General features: G+C 73.1%; 20 protein-coding genes. 1 reads left to right on the plus strand and 19 read right to left on the minus strand.

The window, feature by feature from the left end:
* Positions 1-34: 34 nt before the first annotated feature.
* The 11 genes from ACWEEU_RS19785 to fmt form a co-directional block, all read right to left on the minus strand.
* Entirely contained in the window at positions 35-472 is a 438-nt protein-coding gene (locus tag ACWEEU_RS19785; RefSeq protein WP_361782241.1) for a roadblock/LC7 domain-containing protein, read from the minus strand.
* On the minus strand, positions 462-2,900 hold the full coding sequence (locus ACWEEU_RS19790) for a sensor histidine kinase (protein WP_451733916.1): 2,439 nt from the start codon (positions 2,898-2,900) through the stop codon (positions 462-464). The genes ACWEEU_RS19785 and ACWEEU_RS19790 overlap by 11 nt, the downstream gene beginning before the upstream one ends.
* A gap of 115 nt (positions 2,901-3,015) precedes the next feature.
* Positions 3,016-3,468, minus strand: coding sequence for an Lrp/AsnC family transcriptional regulator (locus ACWEEU_RS19795; protein WP_018548984.1), 453 nt, complete (start codon positions 3,466-3,468; stop codon positions 3,016-3,018).
* Between the two features lie 39 nt (positions 3,469-3,507).
* Positions 3,508-4,989 carry an amino acid permease gene (locus ACWEEU_RS19800; protein ID WP_385745321.1) on the minus strand — a complete coding sequence of 494 codons (1,482 nt, stop codon included), beginning with the start codon at positions 4,987-4,989 and terminating at the stop codon, positions 3,508-3,510.
* A 341-nt stretch (positions 4,990-5,330) separates the two neighbouring features.
* Positions 5,331-6,773 carry a GuaB1 family IMP dehydrogenase-related protein gene (locus tag ACWEEU_RS19805; protein WP_385745323.1) on the minus strand — a complete coding sequence of 481 codons (1,443 nt, stop codon included), beginning with the start codon at positions 6,771-6,773 and terminating at the stop codon, positions 5,331-5,333.
* A gap of 126 nt (positions 6,774-6,899) precedes the next feature.
* Entirely contained in the window at positions 6,900-7,235 is a 336-nt protein-coding gene (locus ACWEEU_RS19810; RefSeq protein WP_451733919.1) for a barstar family protein, read from the minus strand.
* Entirely contained in the window at positions 7,232-7,744 is a 513-nt protein-coding gene (locus ACWEEU_RS19815; RefSeq protein ID WP_451733921.1) for a ribonuclease domain-containing protein, read from the minus strand. Before ACWEEU_RS19815 ends, ACWEEU_RS19810 begins: the two co-directional genes overlap by 4 nt.
* 53 nt (positions 7,745-7,797) lie before the next feature.
* The gene (locus ACWEEU_RS19820) at positions 7,798-8,841 is read right to left on the minus strand and encodes a sugar-binding transcriptional regulator (protein ID WP_161181958.1); all 1,044 of its coding nucleotides are present in this window, start codon (positions 8,839-8,841) and stop codon (positions 7,798-7,800) included.
* A 90-nt stretch (positions 8,842-8,931) separates the two neighbouring features.
* Positions 8,932-9,618 (minus strand): ribulose-phosphate 3-epimerase, encoded by a 687-nt coding sequence (gene rpe / locus ACWEEU_RS19825; protein WP_385745329.1) that lies wholly within the window; start codon positions 9,616-9,618, stop codon positions 8,932-8,934.
* A 557-nt stretch (positions 9,619-10,175) separates the two neighbouring features.
* Entirely contained in the window at positions 10,176-11,594 is a 1,419-nt protein-coding gene (locus ACWEEU_RS19830; protein WP_385745331.1) for an RsmB/NOP family class I SAM-dependent RNA methyltransferase, read from the minus strand.
* Positions 11,595-11,675: 81 nt separating this feature from the next.
* Positions 11,676-12,608: a methionyl-tRNA formyltransferase gene (gene fmt, locus ACWEEU_RS19835; protein WP_385745332.1), complete on the minus strand. Its 933-nt coding sequence runs from the start codon at positions 12,606-12,608 to the stop codon at positions 11,676-11,678.
* A 437-nt stretch (positions 12,609-13,045) separates the two neighbouring features.
* Between fmt and ACWEEU_RS19840 the strand changes: the two genes are divergently transcribed.
* The gene (locus ACWEEU_RS19840; protein WP_385745334.1) at positions 13,046-13,567 is read left to right on the plus strand and encodes a hypothetical protein; all 522 of its coding nucleotides are present in this window, start codon (positions 13,046-13,048) and stop codon (positions 13,565-13,567) included.
* Between the two features lie 293 nt (positions 13,568-13,860).
* Here ACWEEU_RS19840 and ACWEEU_RS19845 read toward each other — a convergent pair whose 3' ends face one another.
* The 8 genes from ACWEEU_RS19845 to ACWEEU_RS19880 all read right to left on the minus strand — a co-directional run bounded on the left by ACWEEU_RS19845 (position 13,861) and on the right by ACWEEU_RS19880 (position 22,479).
* Entirely contained in the window at positions 13,861-16,008 is a 2,148-nt protein-coding gene (locus ACWEEU_RS19845) for a primosomal protein N' (RefSeq protein WP_451733924.1), read from the minus strand.
* Between the two features lie 111 nt (positions 16,009-16,119).
* Positions 16,120-17,328 carry a methionine adenosyltransferase gene (gene metK, locus ACWEEU_RS19850; RefSeq protein WP_451733926.1) on the minus strand — a complete coding sequence of 403 codons (1,209 nt, stop codon included), beginning with the start codon at positions 17,326-17,328 and terminating at the stop codon, positions 16,120-16,122.
* Positions 17,329-17,601: 273 nt separating this feature from the next.
* On the minus strand, positions 17,602-18,804 hold the full coding sequence (gene coaBC, locus ACWEEU_RS19855) for a bifunctional phosphopantothenoylcysteine decarboxylase/phosphopantothenate--cysteine ligase CoaBC (protein ID WP_385745340.1): 1,203 nt from the start codon (positions 18,802-18,804) through the stop codon (positions 17,602-17,604).
* 115 nt (positions 18,805-18,919) lie between these two features.
* Positions 18,920-19,192 carry a DNA-directed RNA polymerase subunit omega gene (rpoZ, locus tag ACWEEU_RS19860; RefSeq protein WP_005319902.1) on the minus strand — a complete coding sequence of 91 codons (273 nt, stop codon included), beginning with the start codon at positions 19,190-19,192 and terminating at the stop codon, positions 18,920-18,922.
* A gap of 74 nt (positions 19,193-19,266) precedes the next feature.
* The gene (gene gmk / locus ACWEEU_RS19865; RefSeq protein ID WP_199588345.1) at positions 19,267-19,860 is read right to left on the minus strand and encodes a guanylate kinase; all 594 of its coding nucleotides are present in this window, start codon (positions 19,858-19,860) and stop codon (positions 19,267-19,269) included.
* A 60-nt stretch (positions 19,861-19,920) separates the two neighbouring features.
* The gene (locus ACWEEU_RS19870) at positions 19,921-20,244 is read right to left on the minus strand and encodes an integration host factor (RefSeq protein WP_003977346.1); all 324 of its coding nucleotides are present in this window, start codon (positions 20,242-20,244) and stop codon (positions 19,921-19,923) included.
* A gap of 289 nt (positions 20,245-20,533) precedes the next feature.
* Positions 20,534-21,376, minus strand: a complete 843-nt coding sequence (gene pyrF / locus ACWEEU_RS19875) for an orotidine-5'-phosphate decarboxylase (RefSeq protein WP_451733927.1) — start codon at positions 21,374-21,376, stop codon at positions 20,534-20,536.
* Positions 21,373-22,479, minus strand: coding sequence for a quinone-dependent dihydroorotate dehydrogenase (locus ACWEEU_RS19880; protein WP_451734109.1), 1,107 nt, complete (start codon positions 22,477-22,479; stop codon positions 21,373-21,375). Before ACWEEU_RS19880 ends, pyrF begins: the two co-directional genes overlap by 4 nt.
* Between the last annotated feature and the right edge of the window lie 56 nt (positions 22,480-22,535).

The following is a 22,535-nucleotide window of genomic DNA, read 5'->3' on the forward strand; positions in this document are numbered from 1 at the left end:
CTCTCCGCACCGGTGACCGTTGTTCACCGCAGGGTCAGGAGGCCGAGCGGGTCGCGGCGTCCAGGTGGCGGCCGAGTCTGCGCACCAGCAGGGCCATCTCGTGGCCGAGCTGTCCGACGTCGCTGCGGGCCTCGCTGAGGACGGCGAGGCGGCTGCCGTGCCCCGCGGGGGTGATGAAGAGGTAGGCGTCCTCCAGCATGACCATGGTCTGCCGTATCCGCCCGGTGCCGAACCTCTCCCCCGCCGAGCGGGCCAGCCCGTGCAAGCCGGAGCAGACGGCGGCGAGGTGCTCGATGTCGCGCCGCCTCATGCCCTCCGAGCAGCTCAGCGCGAGCCCGTCGGCGGTGAGCAGCACGGCCTGCCGCACATGGTCGGTGCGCGCCACGAGGTCGTCGAGCAGCCAGCCGAGGTCCGTCCCGGGCACTCCCTCGGGCACCGCCGGGCTCTGGGCGTTGCGGTCGTCACCGTACATCGTCGGTGTCCATCCTTTCGTCGGCGTGGGCGCTCGCGTGGTCACGGGGTGCGGGGCGGGGTGCCGGGGCCGGGGCGCCGGGCTCCGTGGGTGTTTCGGAGCCCTGCCGACCCAGGTCCCGGCCGCGCTGGAAGGCACCGAAGATCGCGCGCATCTCCTCGGGGTCTGCGGCGGTGTCCGGCGTCTTTGGCGGCGGCTCCTCGCGCAGCTCGCGGGCGAGGGACGCCTGACGGACGCGGGTGGGGAGCGCGGGGGCGCCGGACGGCACCCGGCGGGCGTCGGGCGGGCGCGGGGGCGAGACGCGGGGTCCGGCCGGCAGCGCAGACACCCCGCTCACACCCCCGCCACTGCCCCGGCCACGGCCACCGGCTCCCGCTCCGGCTCCGGCTCCGGTCACGTCGTCGTCCGCCTCGTCCATGTCACGTCCTCCCGCGCCTGGCCGGCCCCCGCCTCCGGCGCCGCGGCGCCCACCGGCTTCCCGTATCGCCCGTGCCCCGGCGACCCCCGCCGTACCCACCGGCTCCACCTCCGCCAGCACGGCGGCCGGCAGCAGCACCGACGCCGTCGTCCCCCCGTACGGGGAGTCCCGGAGGCGCACCTCGATGCCGTGGCGGGCTGCCAGGCGGCCGACCACGTAGAGGCCGAGGCGGTCGTGGCGGGTGGGGTCGAAGGCGTCGGGGGCGGTGAGGGTGCGGTGAGCCTCCTCGCGGTGGACGGCGTCGAGACCGAGGCCCCGGTCGTCGATCTCCAGGGCGAAGCCGTCGCCCACCCGTGCGGTGCGGAGGGTGACCTCGGTGTGCGGGGGCGAGAACCCGGTGGCGTTCTCCAGGAGTTCGGCGACGAGGTGGACCACGTCGGCGACGGCGTCCGCCGCGATGCCGAGGTCGGGCAGGGGCGGCACCACCACGCGTTCGTACGCCTCGATCTCGCTCACCGCCGAGGCGACGACGTCCGCGAGGGGCACCGGACCGCGCCAACGGCGCCCCGGCGTCGCCCCGGAGAGGATGATCAGGCTCTCCGCGTGCCGCCGCATCCGGGTGGTGAGGTGGTCGATGAGGAAGAGACGGCGCAGCAGTTCGGGGTCCTCGGTGCTGCGCTCCAGGGTGTCGACGAGCTTCAACTGCCGGTGCACGAGCGCCTGGTTGCGACGGGCGATGTTGAGCAGCACCGCGAACAGGCCGCGACGCAGGGTGGCTTGGGTGACGGCGGCTTCCACGGCGGCGAGCCGGGCGGCGTTGAAGGACCGGCCGACCTGCCCGATCTCGTCGTCGCGTACGTCGTCGGCGGCCAGCGGGGGTGCCTCGGCGGCCGCGTCGACCTGCTCACCGGCGCTCAAGCGGCGCATCACGTCCGGCAGTTGGCGGGCACTGAGCAGGTCGGCGGCGTCCCGCAGCCGCTCCAGGCGTCGGGAGACGCGCCGGGCGCCGCGCACGGCCAGCCACAGGGACAGCGCGACGGCGGCCAGTCCGGCCACGCCGACGACGGCCGCCTTGGTCAGCTCCGCGTAGGCGAACGCCCGGCCGCGCGCGGCGGAGTCCTTGGCGGCGGCGACGCACAGCTCCCGGTAACGGATGACGGCGCGGTCGGTGACCGAGCGCCAGGTGTCGGCCGCGACGGCGGCACCGGCACCGGCCGCCCCGGCCCGCAGCAGCGCGTCCTCGCCGCGCACCAGCGAGCGGTGCAGGTCCCCCTGCTGGAACCGCCGGAACCGGTCCCGCGCCGGGGCGGGCAGGTCGGGCACATAGGTCCGCTCGAAGACGCGCCGGTCCTCGATGGTCGCGGTGAGGGTGTCGTACTGCCGCCCGGTCAGCCCGCCCTCCGCGCGCGCCCCGGCGACGAGGGCGTCCTCGCGGGAGACGAACTCCCGCACCCGGACGAGCTCGACGACCGTCTGGGACTCGCGCGCGAGCTGCCCGGCCTGGAGGGCGGTGAGCGCGGACTGGACGGCGAACCCGGGCTCGACGAGGGCGCTGTACGCGGTGACGGCGCGGTCCCAGGTGAGGTGGCGCTCCAGGACCTGGCGGCGCAGTCCGTCGAGCTTGCCGGTCGCGGCGGTCATGGTGCCGAGGGTCTTGCGCTGGCGGGCCGTGAGCCGGTCGAGGTCGCCGCTCGCGAGGGCGTGGCGCATGTCGGCCACGGCACGGTCGGTGCGGCGCTGCTGGGCGAGCAGGTCGCCGGGGTCGGCGCGCTCGCGCGGGGTGCCGAGGTAGGCGGCGGACATCCGGCGCTCGATCTGGATCTGCCCGACGGCGGTGTCCACGGGGCTTCCGTAGTCCACGTACACGCCCTGGAGGCGGATCAGGGCGCGTAACTCACCGGTGACGGACACCATGGCGAAGCCCCACAGCGCCATCAGCGCGACGGCCGGAGCCAGGGCGAGCGCAACGATCCGCGCGCGGACGGTGGTGGGACGGCGGAACCGGCGCATGTGTCACCTGCTTGGTCACCTATGGGGTTACCGCTCGGTACAAAGCGCGGGACAACCTACGCGATCACCCAGCGGACCGCAACGGTTACCTCGGGTAACACCTGCGGGCGGGCTGTCAGGCCGGCGCCCCCGAGGAGAACCTCCGCAGCAGCGGCGAGAGCACGAGCACCGACTTGGTGCGCTCCACGAAGGGCTCCCCGGCGATCCGCTCCAAGACCCGCTCGAAGTGCCGCATGTCCGAGGCGAAGACCTGCGCGATGGCGTCGGCGTCCCCGGTGACGGTCGACGCGGCGACGACCTCCTGGTACCGCTCCAGGCCCCGCTGGATCGTCTCCGGCGAGGTGTTGCTGCGGCAGTAGATCTCGATGTACCCCTCGGTCTCCCAGCCGAGCGCCGCCGGGTCCACCCGCACGGTGAACCCGGTGATGGCTCCGGTGGCCCGCAGCCGGTCCACCCGGCGCTTGACGGCGGGCGCGGACAGCCCGACCGACTGCCCGATGTCCGCGTAGGAGCGGCGGGCGTCCTCGGCGAGGGCGTGCACGATGCGTTCGTCGAGATCGTTCAGCACTGCGGGTCGTTCACTTCTTCGGTCCGGTCTTCGGGAAAGTCACTGCTCCGCCGTCACGACGTCCTGGCCTGCGAGACGGGAACGGCGGTAGCCGTACACGAAGTAGAACACGAGCCCGGCCGCCATCCAGGCACCGAAGACCACCCAGGTGACGGCCGAGAGGCTGCCCATCATCCAGACGCAGAAGGCGAAGCCCAGCGCGGGCAGGACCGGCGACAGCGGGACACGGAAGGTACGGGCCATGTCCGGGCGGGTCCGGCGCAGCACCACGACCGCGACATTGACCAGCGCGAAGGCGAACAGCGTGCCGATGCTGGTGGCGTCCGCGAGCTGGCCCAGCGGGATCGCGGCGGCGAGCACCCCGCAGAACAGCGACACGATCACGGTGTTGGCACGGGGCGTACCGGTCTTCGGGTGGACCTTGGCGAAGACCTTGGGCACGAGCCCGTCGCGCGCCATGGCGAAGAGGATGCGGGTCTGGCCGTAGAGGACGGTCAGGACGACGCTCGCGATGGCGACGACGGCGCAGGCGGCGAGCAGGGTGCCCCAGAAACTCTGTCCGGTCACGTCGCGCATGATCCGGGCGAGCGCGGCCTCGGAGTCGTGGAAACGCCGCCAGGGCCTGGCGCCGACGGCGACGGCCGCGACGAGGACGTACAGCGCGGTCACGATGACCAGCGACAGCATGATCGCGCGCGGCAGGTCGCGCTGCGCGTTCTTCGCCTCCTCGCCGGCCGTCGACGCCGCGTCGAAACCGATGTACGAGAAGAAGAGCGTCGCCCCCGCCGCGCTGACGCCCGCCATGCCGAGCGGCATGAAGGGCTGGTAGTTGCCGGACCGGAAGCCCTGCACACCGACGGCGCAGAACAGCACGAGGGCGGCGATCTTCACACACACCATGACGGTGTTGGCGCGTGCCGACTCCTTCGCGCCGCCGATCAGGAACACCATGGCGATCAGCACGACGATCAGTGCGGGCAGGTTGAAGACGCCGCCGTCACCGGGCGGGGCGGACAGGGCGTCCGGGATGGTGACGCCGAGGGTGCCGTCGAGCAGTTCGTTGAGGTACTCGCCCCAGCCGACGGCCACGGCGGCGACCGAGACGCCGTACTCGAGGAGCAGACACCAGCCGCAGACCCAGGCGACGAGTTCGCCCATGGTCGCGTAGGCGTACGAGTACGAGGAGCCGGAGACCGGGATGGTGCCCGCCAGTTCGGCGTACGACAGGGCCGAGAACAGCGCCGTGAGGCCCGCGATCACGAAGGACAGGGTGACGGCGGGGCCGGCCTTGGGAACGGCCTGGCCGAGGACCACGAAGATGCCGGTGCCCAGGGTGGCGCCGATGCTGATCATGGTGAGCTGCCACAGGCCCAGCGAGCGCCGCAGCGCGCCGCCCTCGCCCTGACCTCCCTCGGCGACCAGGCTCTCCACGGGCTTGCGGCGCATCAGGCGCGCGGCGACGCCGGGGGACGCCGGGCCGGTCTCTGTGCGGTTCTGCGGGGGTGCGCCTTGGTCGAGCACGTGCTGGCTCCTTGTCGCTGCCGGTCGGGGTCCGCGGGCAGCGGCGGCAGCCCCCGTGCACTGCTGCGGGGAACCACCGAGCGGAGTCCCCGCCACGCCACGTGTTGCGCAGCACCCTATGAGCTGGGCCTTCACGGGCGTAATGCACCGGCCTTGCGCATGGCCGCAAGATCATTGCGTTCATCCCGGCAGGGTGACCATTCGTTGCGCGCGGACGTCGGACCGTTGCACGGACGCCTCGGACATGGCTCGCGGCCGCGGCGCGCCTGCGCCCCTGACGGCATACGACGGCCCCCGCCGCCCGGGTCGGGGCAACGGGGGCCGTACGCGGGAAACTGACGTCAGTTCCAGCTCGCGTGCAGGGGCTTGCCCTCGGCGTAGCCCGCCGCGCTCTGGATGCCGACGATGGCCTTGTCGGCGAACTCCTCCAGGGAGGCGGCGCCGGCGTAGGTGCAGGAGGAGCGGACGCCCGCGATGATCGAGTCGATCAGGTCCTCGACGCCCGGACGGGCCGGGTCGAGGTACATGCGGGAGGTGGAGATGCCCTCCTCGAAGAGCGCCTTGCGGGCACGGTCGTACGCCGACTCCTCCGAGGTGCGGTTGCGCACGGCGCGCGCGGAGGCCATGCCGAAGGACTCCTTGTAGAAGAGGCCCTTCGCGTCCTGCTGGAGGTCGCCCGGGGACTCGTAGGTGCCCGCGAACCAGGAGCCGACCATCACGTTGGAGGCACCGGCCGCGAGGGCCATGGCCACGTCGCGAGGGTGGCGGACACCGCCGTCGGCCCACACGTGCTTGCCGAACTTCCGCGCCTCGGCGGCGCATTCGAGCACGGCGGAGAACTGCGGGCGGCCCACGCCGGTCATCATGCGGGTGGTGCACATGGCGCCCGGTCCGACACCGACCTTGATGATGTCCGCGCCCGCCTCGACCAGGTCCCGCACGCCCTCGGCGGAGACGATGTTGCCCGCGACGATCGGCACCTCCGGGTCGAGCCCGCGCACCGTGCGCACCGCGTTGATCATCGACTCCTGGTGGCCGTGCGCGGTGTCGATGACGAGCGTGTCCACGCCCGCGTCGAGCAGTTGCTTGGCCTTGCCCGCCACGTCGCCGTTGATGCCGACGGCGGCCGCGATGCGCAGCCGGCCCTTGGCGTCCACGGCCGGGGTGTACAGCGTGGCGCGCAGCGCGCCCTTGCGGGTGAGGATGCCCGCGAGCCGGCCCTCGCCGTCGACCGCCGGGGCGTAGCGCCGGTTCGCGCCGTCCAGGGTGTTGAACGCCTCGCGCGGGTCGATGTCCGCGTCCAGCAGCAACAGGTCCTTGGCCATGACGACTTCGAGCTGGGTGAACCGGTCGACACCGGTCAGGTCCTGGTCGGTGACGACACCGACGGGGCGGTAGTCCTCGTCCACGACGACACCGGCGTTGTGCGCGCGCTTGGACAGCAGGGCCAGCGCGTCGGCGACGGTCTGCTGCGGGGAGAGCACGATCGGGGTGTCCAGCACCAGATGGCGGCTCTTGACCCAGGAGACGACGTCGGTGACCACGTCGATCGGGATGTCCTGCGGGATGACCACCAGGCCACCGCGCCGGGCGACCGTCTCGGCCATGCGGCGGCCGGCGATGGCGGTCATGTTGGCGACGACCAGCGGGATGGTCGTACCCGTCCCGTCCGGCGAGGCGAGGTCCACTCCCTGCCGCGAGCCCACGGCGGAGCGGCTCGGAACCATGAACACGTCGTCGTACGTGAGGTCGTACGCGGGCCGGATGTCATTGAGGAAACGCACGTGCCGCACATCCCAGTCGATCAGAGGTGACCCCCCGACGGGTGCGCCGGAGGGAAAAGAGCACGTACTTCATTCTCCCATGGGAGGTCCCCGGTCATACCCTCACGGAACCTCCAGGGTCACCGGTCAGGGGTGGGCGTTTCCTCCAAGCGCCAGCATCACGTCGAGCAGGAAGGTGCGGTCGACCGCCTCGGAGAGGACGTCGCTCGCGATGCGCCACTCGCGCGGGTTCTTCTCGGCGAAGGTGTGCCAGCCGCGTACGACGACCAGCAGCCCGCGCTCGACGGCAGGGGTCGGCCAGACCGTGGTGTCGCACAGGGAGTCGAGCAGCGCGTCCCAGTTGCGGCCGAACCACTCGGGAAGGTCGAGCGCGTGGGCCGCCCGCTCCATCAGACCCGTCTTGTCGGTGACGCCCGCCAGATCCAGGGTGACCGCGTAACGGTCCGCCAGGTCTTCGCTCATCTCAGCACCGCCCGGAACGAGTTGTAGTGATCGTCGGTGTAGTAGAACTCGGTGCCCTGCCCGGTGATGAGGCGCCGGGCGCCCCGCGTGCGGGAGTTGGGGGTGGGCACGGTGTACTCGTGGTAGTAGCCGCGCTGGTGCCGGGGCAGCAGCCCCTCGTAGTTGCCGAAGACGATGCCGTCCCGTGCGTAGGGGTAGGGGCCGCCCTTGTCGATCAGGGCCAGGGTGCGCCGGGCCTCGACGGGCAGCCGGGACTCCGGCACGGTGGCCATGCCCTTGGCCCACGACGGCGTGGCGGCGGCCGTGGTGCCCGGTGCGGAGGCCGACGGCGTGGCCGAGCGCGAGACGGTCGGCGGGGCGGTGGCGGTGCCGGGGTCCGCGCACCCGGCGAGCAGGACGGCGAGGACGGCGAGCAGCCCCGCGAACAGACGGGGGACGAGAGGCAGCGGCGCCCGCGGCGCGCGGGATGCGCGCCGGGCGGGCCGCCGGGGGACGAACCGCGACAACATGCCGACGATGCTCCCACGGTCCGCCCCCGGGCGGGGACGGACCGTCGGTTTCGTCAGGAGCCGTCGGGGTCCGCGCGGCTGAGCGCGGCCTTCGGGGTGGGACCCGCGGTGAGCAGGTAGTCCGCGGCCGAGGTGTCCGTGACCAGGCTGGTGACGAGACCGGAGCGCAGCACCGCGTCGATCGCCGGTGCCTTGCGCTGGCCGCCCGCGATGGCCACGACCTCGGGGATACGGCGCAACTGGTCGGTCTTGACCGTGATGCACCGCTCCCCCAGGTCGCGCCCGATCCGGCGGCCCTCGGCGTCGAAGAGGTGCGCGGACATCTCGGCGGCGACCCCGAGCGAGGCGTAGTGCGCCCGCTCCTCGTCGCTGAGCATGTCGTGCACGGTCGAGATGCCCGGCTCCCAGGAGCCGATGGAGACGCAGGCGACCGTGACCTTGTCGAAGTACTCGAAGGCGCGGGCGATCCCGGTCTGGTTGCGCAGCGCGGCCGCGGTGGCCTCGTCGGGCAGCAGCATCGGCGCGTAGATCGGGTGCGCGTCGCCGCCCGAGACCTGCGCGGCCCGGCGGACGGCCTCGACGGAGCCGCGCTCGGCGGTCCCGGCGTCGTACACGCCCGTGAGCTGCACCACCGTGCACGGCGGCAGCCGGTCGAGGGCCGCGGCCATGTGGATGGTGGAGCGGCCCCAGGCGAGCCCGAGCACGTCCCCCTCGTCCACCAGCTCGCCGAGCAGGTCCGCCGCCACCTCGCCGAGGTTCTCCGGGTCCGGGGTCTCCTCGGCCTCGGCCGGGGACTCCACGACCACGGCGTGCCGCAGCCCGTAGCGGGCGCGCAGCGCGTCGGAGCGCTCGGCGTCCAGTTCGGCCGGCACCCGGATCTCGATCCGCACGAGATCCCTCTCCAGGGCGGTCTCCAGGACCCGGGCCACCTTGAAGCGGCTCACGCCGAACTCCTCGGCGATCTGGATCTTGGATTTGCCCTCGAGGTAGAAGCGACGGGCCATGGCCGCCGCCTGCACCAGCTCAGCGGGCCCCATCCGCATGGCTGTCCGGCCCGCCGACATACCCGACACGGCGATCTCCTCACTGCTGTGCACACACTCTGATTCGCCGTTCATCCTCGCAGATTCGGCGCGGCTCATCCGCCCTGATGGGCGCCTTCCGTCAACCGTTCACGCAACCGTGGCTCAGTGGCCGTGCGCCCAGGTCGAATCCGCGATGGCCCGGTCCGCCTGCGCGCGCAGCGCGCGCACGGCCTCGGCGGGGTCGGCGGCGCCGTAGACGGCCGACCCGGCGACGAACACATCGGCCCCTGCCTCGGCGCACCGCTCGATCGTCTCGGCCGAGACACCGCCGTCCACCTGGAGCCACATCTGCAGTCCGTGCTTGGCGATCAGCTCACGGGTACGGCGGATCTTCGGCAGCGTGATGTCCAGGAACGCCTGGCCGCCGAAGCCGGGCTCGACCGTCATGATCAGCAGCATGTCGAGTTCCGGGAGGATGTCCTCGTAGGACTCGACGGGCGTCGCGGGCTTGAGCGCCATGGAGGCGCGGGCCCCCTTGGCACGGATCTCGCGCGCGAGCCGGATCGGGGCGCGGGCCGCCTCCACGTGGAAGGTGACCGAGGAGGCGCCCGCCTCCACGTACTGCGGGGCCCAGCGGTCGGGGTCCTCGATCATCAGGTGGCAGTCCAGCGGGATGTCCGTGGCGCGGGCCAGGGACTCCACGACGGGGGTGCCGAGCGTGAGGTTCGGGACGAAGTGGTTGTCCATGACGTCGACGTGCAGATAGTCGGCGCCCTCGACCGCCTTCGCCTCGTCGGCGAGGCGGGCGAAGTCTGCGGACAGGATGCTGGGGTTGATCTGAGCGGCCATGGTCTCAAGCCTGCCATGTCCCTCCGGGGGTTTGGGGGGCGGGCCTGGGGTGGGGGCGTCGCTTCTTCGGGTGCGGGGGCGTGGGGGCCTGTCGCGAGGGGGGGGTCGGTCTTCGGGTGCGGGTGCCTGGTGGCCTTTCGCGCAGTTCCCCGCGCCCCTTCCGGGGCGGTGAGCGTCGCTCGTCTGGTGCGGGTGAGTGGGACCTGGTCGCGCAGTTCCCCGCCCCCCTGCGGGGAGGGCAGGTCGCATGTCGGGTGGCGGGTCCGTCGGGTTCGTGCGCCAATCTCCGGCCGGACCGGCAGCCAGTCGCCCACGACCACCACCCCCAAGGGGCGCGGGGAACTGCGCGAGCGACCACCGCACACCCGCATCCGAAGAACGACGATCGGCCACCCCAGGGGCGCGGGGAACTGCGTTGACGAGCCTCCACACCCCCGCACCCGAAAGACAACGGTCGGCGCTTCAGGGGCGCGGGGAACTGCGCGAAAGGCGACCGCGTGCCCGCGCGAGGGGCGGCCGGCACCACCCCGGGGTGCCGTTCTCGGCCGGAGGTCTGGTCAGGCGGTGCGGCGGATCAGGGCGAGGTACATCGCGTCCGTGCCGTGGACGTGGGGCCAGAGCTGGATGTCGGGGCCCTCGCCGAGGTGGGGGACGTCGGGAAGGAGAGGGCGGGCGTCGATCAGCTCGGCGTCGGGGTGATGCTTCAGGACGTCGGAGACGACCGCCCGGGTTTCGGCGAGGTGGGGAGAGCAGGTGGCGTAGCCGACGACGCCACCCACGCGGACGGAGTCCAGCGCGGTGCGCAGGAGGGACCGCTGGATGGGGGCGAAGCTCTCGAGGTCGTCGGGACGGCGGCGCCAGCGGGCCTCGGGGCGGCGCCGCAGGGCGCCGAGACCGGTGCAGGGGACGTCGACCAGGACGCGGTCGAAGCTGCCCGGCTTCCAGGGCGGCCGGGTGCCGTCGGCGGCGATGACCTGGTACGGACCCGGGTTGCCGTCCAGCGCCCGCGCCACCAGTCCCGCGCGGTGCGGCTGCTTCTCGGAGGCGAGCAGGAACGCGCCCCGCTCGGCGGCGAGGGCCGCGAGCAGCGCGGCCTTGCCGCCCGGTCCCGCACAGCCGTCGAGCCACATCTCGTCCGGTCCCTCGACGGGCGCGTTGGCGAGCGCGAGCGCGACCAGCTGGCTGCCCTCGTCCTGTACACCCGCCCGGCCCTCCCGCACCGCCTCGACCGCGCCGGGCTCACCGCCCTCGGCGAGCCGCACGGCGTACGGCGACCAGCGCCCGGGGACGGCGGCCTCCTCGTTCAGCAGCTCCTCGGCGGTCGACCGGCCGGGCCGCGCGACGAGGGTGACCTCGGGACGCTCGTTGTCCGCCGCGAGCAGTTCCTCGATGCCCGCGCGGCCACCGCCCAGGGAGTCCCACAGCGCGGAGACGACCCAGCGGGGGTGGGAGTGGACCACGGCGAGGTGGTCCTCGGGGTCGTCGTCGTACGGCGGCGCGACCTTCTCCAGCCAGCCGTCCAGGTCGTCCCGGGCCACCTTGCGCAGCACGGCGTTGACGAACTTGGCGCGTCCGTCGCCGAGCACCACGCGGGCCAGCTCGACGGAGGCGGAGACGGCGGCGTGCGTCGGGATACGGGTGCCGAGCAACTGGTGCGTGCCGAGGCTGAGCACGTCGAGGACCGGCGGGTCCACCTCGCGCAGCGGGCGGTCCACGCAGGCGGCGATGATCGCGTCGTAGGTGCCCTGGCGGCGCAGCGTGCCGTAGACCAGCTCGGTGGCGAGGGCGGCGTCCCGCGCGTCGAAGTCACCGTTCTCGCGAGCCTTGCGCAGCAGCGGGGGCAGTACGAGGTTGGCGTACGCGTCCCGCTCGTCCACGGCGCGCAGCGCGTCGAAGGCGAGGATGCGGACGGGGTCCTTCTGGGGGCGCCGGTAGGGCTTGGCGGGCCGTTGCGGCCGACGGGACTGCTCGCTCACGAGAAAGGTGCTCCGGATACGAAGAAAGGGGTGCGGTCCCACCCTACGTCGGCCGGACCCCACCCCTCCTCTTCAGGGCGCTCAGACGCCGAGCGTCTCGCCCTCCGCGATACGGACACCGCGCGCCCAGTCGGCGGCGCGCATCGGCTTCTTGCCCTGCGCCTGCACCCACAGCAGTTCGACGGCGTACGAACCCGTCCCCACGTGCACGCTGTTCTTCCCGACGGCGAGCTGCCCGGGCGCGAGGTCCGTCCGCTCGGGCACCGGCACGACCTGGACGAGCTTGAGCCGCTCGCCCCGGAAGACGGTCCAGGCACCCGGCGCGGGCGTGCAGCCGCGCACCACGCGGTCGACGCGCAGCGCGGGCGCCGCCCAGTCGACGCGCGCGTCCTCGACCGTGATCTTCGGCGCGAGGGTGATGCCGTCGGCGGGCTGCGGTACGGCCTTCAGGGTGCCGTCCGCGATGCCGTCCATGGTCGCCTCCAGCAGCCCGGCACCGGCGAGGGCGAGCCGGGTGAGCAGGTCGCCGCTGGTGTCGGTGGGGCGGATGACCTCGGTGACGGTGCCGTAGACGGGGCCGGAGTCCAGGCCCTCCTCGATGAGGAAGGTGGACGCGCCGGTGATCTCGTCGCCCGCCATGATCGAGTGCTGCACGGGGGCGGCGCCGCGCCAGGCGGGCAGCAGGGAGAAGTGCAGGTTCACCCAGCCCTGGGCCGGGATGTCGAGGGCTACGCGGGGCAGCAGGGCGCCGTAGGCGACGACCGGGCAGCAGTCCGGGCCGATCTCCTTCAGCCGCTCCAGGAACGCGGGGTCGCGCGGGCCGGCCGGCTTCAGCACCTCGATCCCGGCCTCCACCGCCCGCTCGGCCACCGGCGACGCGACGAGCCTGCGCCCCCGCCCGGCCGGCGCGTCGGGCCGCGTGACCACGGCGGCCACCTCATGCCGTCCGGACGCGATCAGCGCGTCCAGAGCGGGAACGGCAACCTCGGGAGTTCCGGCGAAGACAAGCTTCATAACCAGGATCGAGCCTCTCAAACGGCTACGGACGGGCAGCGCACCAGTCTATGCCGCCGGGAGAACCCGGCAGACGGCACCGGCCCGATGCCCGGCACCGGACCGGACGCCGGAGCCGGCACCGGCACGCGGAGCGAGCGCGGCGACAGGGCCGGCACCGGTACGCGGAGCGATCCCGCCCCGGGACGTCCCACCTCCCCGCCGACCGCGAACACCGCGGTCAGCCGCCGACGGCGCTGAACCCGCGCCGGCCGCCCGGCCCGTCCGCCGACTGGCGGCGGGTGGTGCGCGGGTGGGAGAACCGGCGTACAAAACACACCGCACGCCCCCACCGCGTGACCAGCGGAGCCCCCACGCGTTGGTCAAGACAGAGTTGACCAACACCGGGCGGCTGAAGCGGCCCGGTTCCTTTCAACGCCGGTTCGAGAGGCTTGTTCATGGCCGACCACGCAACCCACGACGCCCAGGCCCGGGCCAGCCTGCACCTCCTGGTGCGGGACATCGAGCGGGTCCGCCGCCAGGTGGACGCACTGCGCACGCTCACCGCCCAGTTGGGCAACGTCTACCGCCCGCGCCGCTCCGGCCCGTCCACCGGCTTCGTCGTCTACGGACGCGCCCCCGCCCCCACGGTCCGCCTCGCCCAGGAACTCCGGGACAGCGTCGAGACCCTGGTCACCGCCGCCGTGGACTTCGACCGCTCGCTCGGCTTCTCGTGGGACGCGGTGGGCTCCGCGCTCGGTGTCACCAAGCAGGCGGTGCACCGCCGTTACGGCGCTCGCCGCGCCGCCGCCCAGGCGGCCGCCGACGCCGAGCGCGCGGGCGAGCCGTCGGGCACCCGCACGCTCAACGTGCCCACGGTCCCCGCCGCCCGCTCGATGCCGACCCAGCCCACGGCGGGCAGCCCCACCCTCCGCGAGGAGCCCCGCCCGACCGCCTTCCCGAGCCCGCGCAACGGCTGACCCCGCGCCCTCCCGGCCCCCACCGAGCCCGGGAGGGCACCACACCAGGTACCGCCGCACCCGCGACACCGAGCACCGGCCACTCCTGGCGGGCACCGAGACCGACCGGCGACGCCCCCGCCAGTGCGACTCCCCGCCCACCGCACGAGCCGAACCGGCTGAACGGACCAGGCCGGCCGTCAGCCGCCCCAGCCGCGCGGACCAGCCGACCCAGCCGTACGCTCCGGTGGACCGTCAGTCCAGCGCAGCAGGGCGCCCACCGCAGAGCTGGCCAAACCCAGCGGCGCGCCCCCTCACCCGATGTCCGGCGGATCGATCCGCACCCGCACCGGCGCTTCCCCGCCTCGGGCCATCCGCGCCGCCTGAGCCGTCTTCAGGGCGCCCGCCAGTGCCGCCCCGCTGCCCGGTGGGACCCGGATCAGGGCGCGCTCCCACTCCTCGCCCGGCGGTGGCGCGCCCGGTCGGCGGGGGCGGCCGGGGAGGGTCGGGGGCAGCGGGACGGGGCCCAGTACCTGCGCGTCCGGGGGCAGCTCGGCGGCGGTCAGGAACTCCGCGACCGCCTCCGTCGTACCGGACACGGCGGCCATCCGCGACACCGGCGGGAAGCCCAGCTCCGCCCGTTCGGCCAGCTCGCGCAGGGCGAAGCCGACCGGGTCCCACCGCACCAGCGCCTGCACGGGCCGGAGCGTCGGTTCGGCCATGACGACCACGGTCCCGTGCTCGCCCTGCGGTCGCACCAGGGCGGCCGCCGCCATCCACCTCCGCAGCGCGTCCTCGTCGGAGCGCAGGTCGGGGCGGCCGAGCATGGCCCAGCCGTCGAGCAGCAGGGCGGCCGCATAGCCGCCCTCGGCCACCGGTTCGGCGCCCGGGGTGCTGACGACCAGGGCGGGCGTGCCCGGCACGGTGTCCAGCACGTGTTCGCGCCCCGACGTCCGCACCGGTACGGCGGGAAAGGCGCGCCCCAGCTCCTCGGCGGTCCGCCGCGCGCCGACGATCTGCGCGCGCAGCCGGAAGCCGCCGCACTCCGCGCAGTGCCAGGAGGTCTCCTGGTGCCCGCACCACTCGCAGCGCAGCTCCCCCGCGTCCTGCGCCTGGAGCGGACCCGAACAGTGCCGGCACCGCGCGGGCGCCCGGCACTGCGCACAGGCCAGCCGGGGAACGTATCCGCGTCGGGGCACCTGCACCAGCACCGGACCGTGCTTGAGCCCCTCCCGTACCGCCTGCCAGGCGAGGGTGGGCAGGCGGGCGGCGCGGGCGGCCTCGTCGCGCGCGAGGTCGGCGTCGCTGACGGTCCGCACCAGCGGGGCACTTCGGCGCACCTGGTCCCGCCCGGCGGCCAGCGGCCGGGCCCAGCCGCTCTCCACGAGCTGCGCGGCCTCCACGGTGCAGCTCCGGCTGCCCAGCAGGAAGCCGCAGCGGTCGAGGGAGGCGCGCAGCAGGAGCACGTCCCGGGCGTGGGGCTGGGGGGCGTGCTGCTCGGCGTGGCTGTCGTCGCCGTCGTCCCAGATGGCGACGAGCCCGAGGTCCTGGACGGGGGCGAACATGGCCGCGCGTGTCCCGACGACGGCGCGGACCGCGCCGCGCCGCACCGCGAGCCACTGCGCGTACCGCTTCTCGGGCCCGGCGTCGGCGGTGAGCAGCGCGTGCCGTCCCTCGCCGAGCAGGTCGGTCAGCGCGGCGTCGACGCGGGCTGCGGTGCGGCCGTCGGGAACGACGACGAGCGCGCCGCGTCCCGAGGCGAGCGTGGCGGCGACGGCGCGGGCCAGCTCGCCGGCCCACTCGGGCCCGGGCAGGGCGTTCCAGACGGCTCTGGGGGCGCCTCCGGAGGCGAGGGAGGCGAGGAATCCGGGCCCGTGCTCGTACCGCGCCCAGGAATCGGGGTCAGGGGCCGGGGGCGGGGGCAGCGGCTCGGGTGAGGAGCGGCGCTCGGCGCGGGCGCTGCGCGGGGGTACGGCGAGTTGCAGCACGTCGGCGAGGCTGCCGGCGTACCGGTCGGCGACGGCGCGGGCGAGGGTCAGCAGTTCCTCGCTGAGCACGGGTTCCGGGGAGACGACCTGGGCCAGTGCGGCCAGTGGTCCGGCGTAGTCGGACTCGGCGCGCCGCTCGATCAGAAAGCCGTCGATGAGCCCGCCGCCCTCGCGGCGACCGCCCCGCACGCGTCCTCTTCCGGCCCCGAACCGCACCCGGACCCGCACCCCGGGCTGTGCCTCGGCGTCCAGTTCCTCGGGCACGGCGTAGTCGAAGTACCGGTCGAGATGCAGCACACCCTTGTCGACCAGCACCCGCGCCACGGGCCGGTCCTTGGCCAGCGCCGCCCCCCGCCAGGTCCGCGGCTTGGCCCGCGGCACCTCGGCGGCCCGCACGCTCTCCCTGATGAGCGCAAGCTGCTCCGGCGAGGCACCTTCAGCCCCGCCGTCCCCCGACCCGTTCTCCCTGCTCACGCTTGCATTCTTACCAAACCGCACCGACAACGCGTCCGGCCCGGAGGGCTGAACATGCGCCGAGGCCCGACACCCCCGAAGGGAAGCCGGGCCTCGGGATGCCTCGGTGGGTCAGACGCCCGCGGCCTTGCGGAGGGCGTCCACGCGGTCCGTGCGCTCCCAGGTGAAGTCGGGGATCTCGCGGCCGAAGTGGCCGTAGGCCGCCGTCTGGGCGTAGATCGGGCGCAGGAGGTCGAGGTCGCGGATGATGGCGGCCGGGCGGAGGTCGAAGACCTCGTCGATCGCCTTCTCGATCTTCTCGGGCTCGATCTTGTGGGTGCCGAAGGTCTCCACGAAGAGACCGACCGGCTCGGCCTTGCCGATCGCGTAGGCGACCTGGACCTCGCAGCGGGAGGCCAGGCCCGCCGCCACGACGTTCTTGGCGACCCAGCGCATGGCGTACGCGGCGGAGCGGTCGACCTTGGACGGGTCCTTGCCGGAGAAGGCGCCGCCACCGTGACGGGCCATGCCGCCGTAGGTGTCGATGATGATCTTGCGGCCGGTCAGACCGGCGTCACCCATCGGGCCGCCGATCTCGAAGCGGCCGGTCGGGTTGACCAGCAGGCGGTAGCCCTCGGTCTCCAGCTTGATGCCCTCGTCGAGCAGCGCGCGCAGCTCCGGCTCGACCACGAACTCGCGGATGTCGGGCGCGAGCAGCGACTCGAGGTCGATGTCCGAGGCGTGCTGGGAGGAGACCACGACGGTGTCGAGGCGGACGGCCTTGTCGCCGTCGTACTCGATGGTGACCTGGGTCTTGCCGTCGGGGCGCAGGTAGGGGATGGTGCCGTTCTTGCGGACCTCGGAGAGGCGCTTGGACAGGCGGTGCGCCAGGAAGATCGGCAGCGGCATCAGCGTCGGCGTCTCGTCCGAGGCGTAGCCGAACATCAGGCCCTGGTCGCCGGCGCCCTGCTTGTCCAGCTCGTCCTCGTCGCCCTCGACACGGGACTCGTACGCCGTGTCGACGCCCTGCGCGATGTCCGGGGACTGCGCGCCGATGGACACCGAGACACCGCAGGAGGCGCCGTCGAAGCCCTTCTTGGAGGAGTCGTAACCGATCTCGAGGATCTTGTCCCGCACGAGCTGCGCGATCGGCGCGTACGCCTTCGTCGTGACCTCTCCGGCCACGTGCACCAGGCCGGTGGTGATCAGCGTCTCGACGGCGACGCGCGAGGAGGGGTCCTCGCGCAGCAGCGCGTCGAGAATCGTGTCGCTGATCTGGTCAGCGATCTTGTCGGGGTGACCTTCGGTCACGGACTCCGAGGTGAACAGGCGACGGGACACAACGCTCCCTGGGGTTGCAGCGGCTGCTGGCTGATCATTGGCGGACAACGCGGGAGCTGCGCCCGGCGTCGTCCGAGGACAGTTTATCGGTCGCTCGCGACCGCGAGCCCACCTGCACTCTCCCGGTGGAGGGTGCTGTGACCTGCGGCACGGGCATTCTGCCCAATGCCGAGCGGCATTGACCAGGCCCGCCACGCGAGATCCCGGCGGGTCCGCAGGGGAACGAATGACTCCGTGTGGCCGAAAGAACACCGTCCCCAACGGCCCAACGGGTCACCCCAGTCGGGCCGCCACGAGATCCCAGACGAGGTCGGCCAGCGCCTCCTTCGGACCGTGCGGGACGGGCGTCTCGCTGCCGTCGGCGCCGAGGATCAGCGCCTCGTTCTCCTCGGAGCCGAAGGTCTTGCGCTCCCCCACCTCGTTCACCACGAGCAGATCGCAGCCCTTGCGGGCCAGCTTGGCCCGGCCGTTGGCCACCACGTCGTCGGTCTCGGCGGCGAAGCCGACCACGACCTGCCCGGGCCGGGCGCGCTCGGCGGACAGCTCCGCGAGCACGTCGGGGTTGCGCACCAGGGCGACCGGTTCCGGCTCCTGGCCGTCCTTCTTCTTGATCTTGCCGCTCGCGTAGACGGCGGGCCGGAAGTCGGCGACGGCCGCCGCCATGACCACCGCGTCGGCGTCGGCGGCGGCCTTCAGCACGGCCTCGCGCAACTGCACGGCGGTGCCGACCGGTACGACGTCCACCCCGGCGGGGTCGGGCAGCGCGGCGTTGGCCGAGACGAGCGTCACACGGGCGCCGCGCGCGGCGGCGGTGCGGGCCAGGGCGTAGCCCTGCTTGCCGGAGGAGCGGTTGCCGAGGAAGCGGACCGGGTCGAGCGGCTCGCGGGTGCCGCCCGCGGAGACGACGACGTGGCGGCCCTCGAGGTCGGGCTCGGAGACGCCCCGGGCCAGCACCCGGCGGCAGACCTCGAAGATCTCGCCGGGGTCGGGCAGCCGCCCCTTGCCGGTGTCGACGCCGGTCAGCCGGCCGACGGCGGGCTCGATGACGACGGCGCCCCGGCGGCGCAGCGTGGCCACGTTCTCCTGGGTGGCGGGGTGCTCCCACATCTCGGTGTGCATCGCGGGGGCGAAGACGACCGGACAGCGGGCGGTGAGCAGCGTGTTGGTGAGCAGGTCGTCCGCGAGGCCGTGGGCGGCCTTGGCGAGCATGTCGGCGGTGGCGGGCGCGACGATCACCAGGTCGGCGTGCTGGCCGATGCGGACGTGGGGCACCTCGTGGACGGCGTCCCAGACCTCGGTGGAGACCGGATTGCCCGAGAGGGCGGACCAGGTGGGGGCGCCGACGAAGTGGAGCGCGGAGGCGGTCGGCACCACCCGCACGTCATGACCCGACTCCGTGAACCTTCTCAGCAGCTCACATGCCTTGTAGGCGGCGATGCCACCGCTGACCCCCAGAACGACCTTCGGCTTGTCCACCGTCTCTCCCCGGCTCGGCAACGTACGGGACCATCACACACCACAGGCCCGGCAATCTGCTTGCCGGGCCTGTGGATAAGTCGGTCGCGATCCGACCGTACTACTTACTGCCTGCTTACTGCGCGGGGCCCTCGATGGCCTCGGACGTCAGCAGACCGGCGTTGATCTCGCGCAGCGCGATCGACAGCGGCTTCTCGTGGACGTGGGTGTCGACGAGCGGACCGACGTACTCGAGGAGGCCCTCACCGAGCTGCGAGTAGTACGCGTTGATCTGACGGGCACGCTTGGCCGCGTAGATCACGAGGCTGTACTTCGAGTCGGTGGCCTCGAGGAGCTCGTCGATCGGAGGGTTGATGATGCCCTCGGGCGCGGTGATGGAAGAGGACACGCTCTGCCTTCCGATGGATGGGAAAGATTCAGTCGGTACGACCGTCGGTGCCGTTCACGGGACGGCGGTCACGATCACACAACGTCCATCAAGGCTAGCAGCTCACGGGCCACGTCCTTGACGGAGGTGTTGACAAGGGTCTCGTCGAACTCGGGCTCGGCCGCCAGCTCGGTCCGGGCCGCCTCCAGGCGGCGCTCGATGACCTCGGGCGATTCGGTGCCCCGGCCGGTGAGCCTGCGCACCAGCTCCTCCCAGGAAGGGGGAGCCAGGAAGACGAGCTGCGCGTCCGGCATCGACTCGCGGACCTGGCGGGCGCCCTGGAGGTCGATCTCGAGGAGGACGGGCTCACCCTTCTCCAGGCGCTCCAGGACGGCCGTGCGCGGAGTGCCGTAGCGGTTGCCGGCGAACTCGGCCCACTCCAGCAGCTCGCCGTTGGCGATGAGCTTGTCCATCTCGTCGTCGGTGACGAAGAAGTAGTGGACGCCGTGCTGCTCGCCGGGGCGCGGCTTGCGGGTCGTCGCCGACACCGAGAGCCAGACGTCGGGGTGTTCCTTGCGCATATGGGCGACGACCGTGCTCTTGCCGACCCCGGAGGGGCCGGAGAGCACGGTCAGCCGCGGACGTGCGTCCGGGGGCGCGGGGGTCGTCCCCCGGGGTGTTACAGCCATGCAGCGATTATTCCAGCAATCCCGGGGTGCCCGGGACTCCCGGTCCGGCAGCGCCCGGACTCAGGACCCGGTGCTGCCGAACTCACGCTCCAGGGAAGCGATCTGGTTGGAACCGAGACCGCGCACGCGGCGGCTCTCGGAGATGCCCAGACGCTCCATGATCTGCTTGGCGCGGACCTTGCCGACGCCGGGCAGGGATTCGAGCAGGGCGGAGACCTTCATCTTGCCGATGACGTCGTTCTCCTGGCCCTGCTTGATGACCTCGTGCAGGGAGGCGCCGGAGTGCTTGAGTCGATTCTTGACCTCGGCCCGCTCCCGGCGAGCCGCGGCGGCCTTTTCGAGCGCGGCTGCGCGCTGTTCAGGGGTAAGGGGCGGAAGAGCCACGCCTACGTCACCTCGGATGTCGAACTGTCGGATACGGACCGGTGAGGAACCTAGTCGCCCCACACCTGGGGAGGTACGAGCAACACGCTTGCCCGTTCTCTGCTCGGAGACTAGCGGCCAACTCCGCCGGAGTCAGCGAGAACAGCGGAAAAGTCCTGGTCAGCCTCCGTGAGGCCGGACTTTTCGGGCATATTGCCCGGGATTCGCTGATCTATTCACACCGCACGGGTCCGGTGACGGGCATTCGGGCGCCCGTCACCGTCTCCGCACCGGTCCGCGGCAGCCCTCGTCAGCCGCCGACCGCGGCCCGGATCTCGTCCGCGAACCGCTCCGTGGCCGCCCGCAGCCCCGCCACCTCGGGTCCGTGACGCAGAACACCCCGGCTGACGTTCGGCACCACGTTGCGCACCACGGAGCCGAAGACCCGGGGCAGGTCCGCCGGGGTGGCTCCCTGCGCGCCGACGCCGGGGGCCAGCAGCGGGCCGTTGATGGCGAGGTCGTACGAGGACAGGTCGCCCACGGTGGCGCCGACGACCGCTCCGAAGGAGCCGAGCGGCTCCTCGCCCGCGTTGTCGGCGGCGAGGTGCGCGAGCACGGTCGCGCCGACGGTCCGCCCGTCGGCGCGGACGGCGTGCTGCACCTCGGGGCCCTCCGGGTTGGAGGTCAGCGCGAGCACGAACAGCCCGGTGCCGGTCTCCCGGGCCAGCGCGACGGCCGGGGCGAGCGAGCCGTAGCCGAGGTACGGCGAGACGGTGAGCGCGTCGGAGAACAGCGGGGCGTCCTTGTGCAGGAACGCCTCGGCGTATCCGGCCATGGTCGAGCCGATGTCGCCGCGCTTGGCGTCCATGACGACCAGGGCACCGGCCGCGCGCGTCTCCTGGACGACGCGCTCCAGGACGGCGACACCGCGCGAGCCGAAGCGCTCGAAGAACGCCATCTGCGGCTTGATCACCGCGACCCGGTCCGCGACCGCCTCGACGACCCTGCGGCTGAACCGCTCCAGGCCGTCCACGTCGTCGTTCAGACCCCACTCGGCGAGCAGCGAGGCATGCGGGTCGATGCCGACGCAGAGCGGGCCGCGCTCGTCCATGGCGCGGCGCAGCCGGGCGCCGAAGGGTTCGAGAGCCGTCATGCCGCGCTCCTCACGTCGGCGCCGACCGCGTCGGCGAGGGTGGCGTACGGGCTGGCCTTCAGGCGGGCGGCGAGGCCCTTGTGGATCGCGCGGGACCAGAACGGACCCTCGTAGACGAAGGCGCTGTAGCCCTGGATCAGCGTGGCTCCGGCGAGGATGCGCTGCCAGGCGTCCTCGGCGGTCTCGATGCCGCCGACGCCGACCAGGGTGACGCGGTCGCCCACGCGCGCGTAGAGGCGGCGCAGCACCTCCAGGGAGCGGGCCTTGAGGGGCGCGCCGGACAGGCCGCCGGTCTCCTTCACCAGCGCGGGCGCCGAGCGCAGCCCGAGGCCCTCGCGGGCGATGGTGGTGTTGGTGGCGATGATGCCGTCCAGGCCGAGTTCCACGGCGAGGTCGGCCACGGCGTCCACGTCCTCGTCGGCGAGGTCGGGGGCGATCTTCACCAGGAGCGGGACGCGGCGGCCCGCGACCACGCGGTCGGCGGCCTCGCGCACGGCGGTGAGCAGCGGGCGCAGCGCCTCGGTGGCCTGGAGGTTGCGCAGCCCCGGGGTGTTCGGGGAGGAGACGTTGACGACCAGGTAGTCGGCGTGCGGGGCGAGCCGCTCGGCGGACTTCACGTAGTCGGTGACAGCCTCCGCCTCGGGGACGACCTTCGTCTTGCCGATGTTGACGCCGACGACGGTCCGGAAGGCGGGCCTGCGGGCGGCGAGGCGGGCGGCGACGGCGGCGGAGCCCTCGTTGTTGAAGCCCATGCGGTTGATCAGCGAGCGGTCCGCGACCAGCCGGAAGAGCCGCTTCCTGGGGTTGCCGGGCTGGGCCTCGCCGGTGACGGTGCCGATCTCCACGTGGTCGAAGCCGAGCATGGACATGCCGTCGATCGCGACGGCGTTCTTGTCGAAGCCGGCGGCGAGTCCGAAGGGCCCGTGCATGCGCAGCCCGAGGGCCTCCGTGCGCAGCTCCTTGTGGCGGGGCGCGAGCACGGCCGCGAGGAAGACGCGCAGCACCGGGAGGGCGGCGGCGAGGCGGATCCAGCGGAAGGCGAGGTGGTGGGCCTCCTCGGGATCCATGCGCTTGAAAACGAGATGGAAGAAGTACTTGTACATGACTGTCCTCACGAAGACACGGCTGTCCTCACGAAGAGGGGGACACCGTTTCCGGT

It is taken from the genome of Streptomyces sp. NPDC005004 (genome assembly GCF_053600675.1).

Excerpts from the sequence above, each read along its gene's own strand:
- pyrF (WP_451733927.1), bottom strand. The coding sequence starts at position 21,376 with ATGACGGCTCTCGAACCCTTCGGCGCCCGGCTGCGCCGCGCCATGGAC.
- fmt (WP_385745332.1), bottom strand. The coding sequence starts at position 12,608 with ATGAAGCTTGTCTTCGCCGGAACTCCCGAGGTTGCCGTTCCCGCTCTG.
- ACWEEU_RS19785 (WP_361782241.1), bottom strand. The coding sequence starts at position 472 with ATGTACGGTGACGACCGCAACGCCCAGAGCCCGGCGGTGCCCGAGGGA.
- ACWEEU_RS19815 (WP_451733921.1), bottom strand. The coding sequence starts at position 7,744 with ATGTTGTCGCGGTTCGTCCCCCGGCGGCCCGCCCGGCGCGCATCCCGC.
- gmk (WP_199588345.1), bottom strand. The coding sequence starts at position 19,860 with ATGGCTGTAACACCCCGGGGGACGACCCCCGCGCCCCCGGACGCACGT.
- ACWEEU_RS19810 (WP_451733919.1), bottom strand. The coding sequence starts at position 7,235 with ATGAGCGAAGACCTGGCGGACCGTTACGCGGTCACCCTGGATCTGGCG.
- ACWEEU_RS19840 (WP_385745334.1), top strand. The coding sequence starts at position 13,046 with ATGGCCGACCACGCAACCCACGACGCCCAGGCCCGGGCCAGCCTGCAC.
- ACWEEU_RS19880 (WP_451734109.1), bottom strand. The coding sequence starts at position 22,479 with ATGTACAAGTACTTCTTCCATCTCGTTTTCAAGCGCATGGATCCCGAG.
- ACWEEU_RS19790 (WP_451733916.1), bottom strand. The coding sequence starts at position 2,900 with ATGCGCCGGTTCCGCCGTCCCACCACCGTCCGCGCGCGGATCGTTGCG.
- rpe (WP_385745329.1), bottom strand. The coding sequence starts at position 9,618 with ATGGCCGCTCAGATCAACCCCAGCATCCTGTCCGCAGACTTCGCCCGC.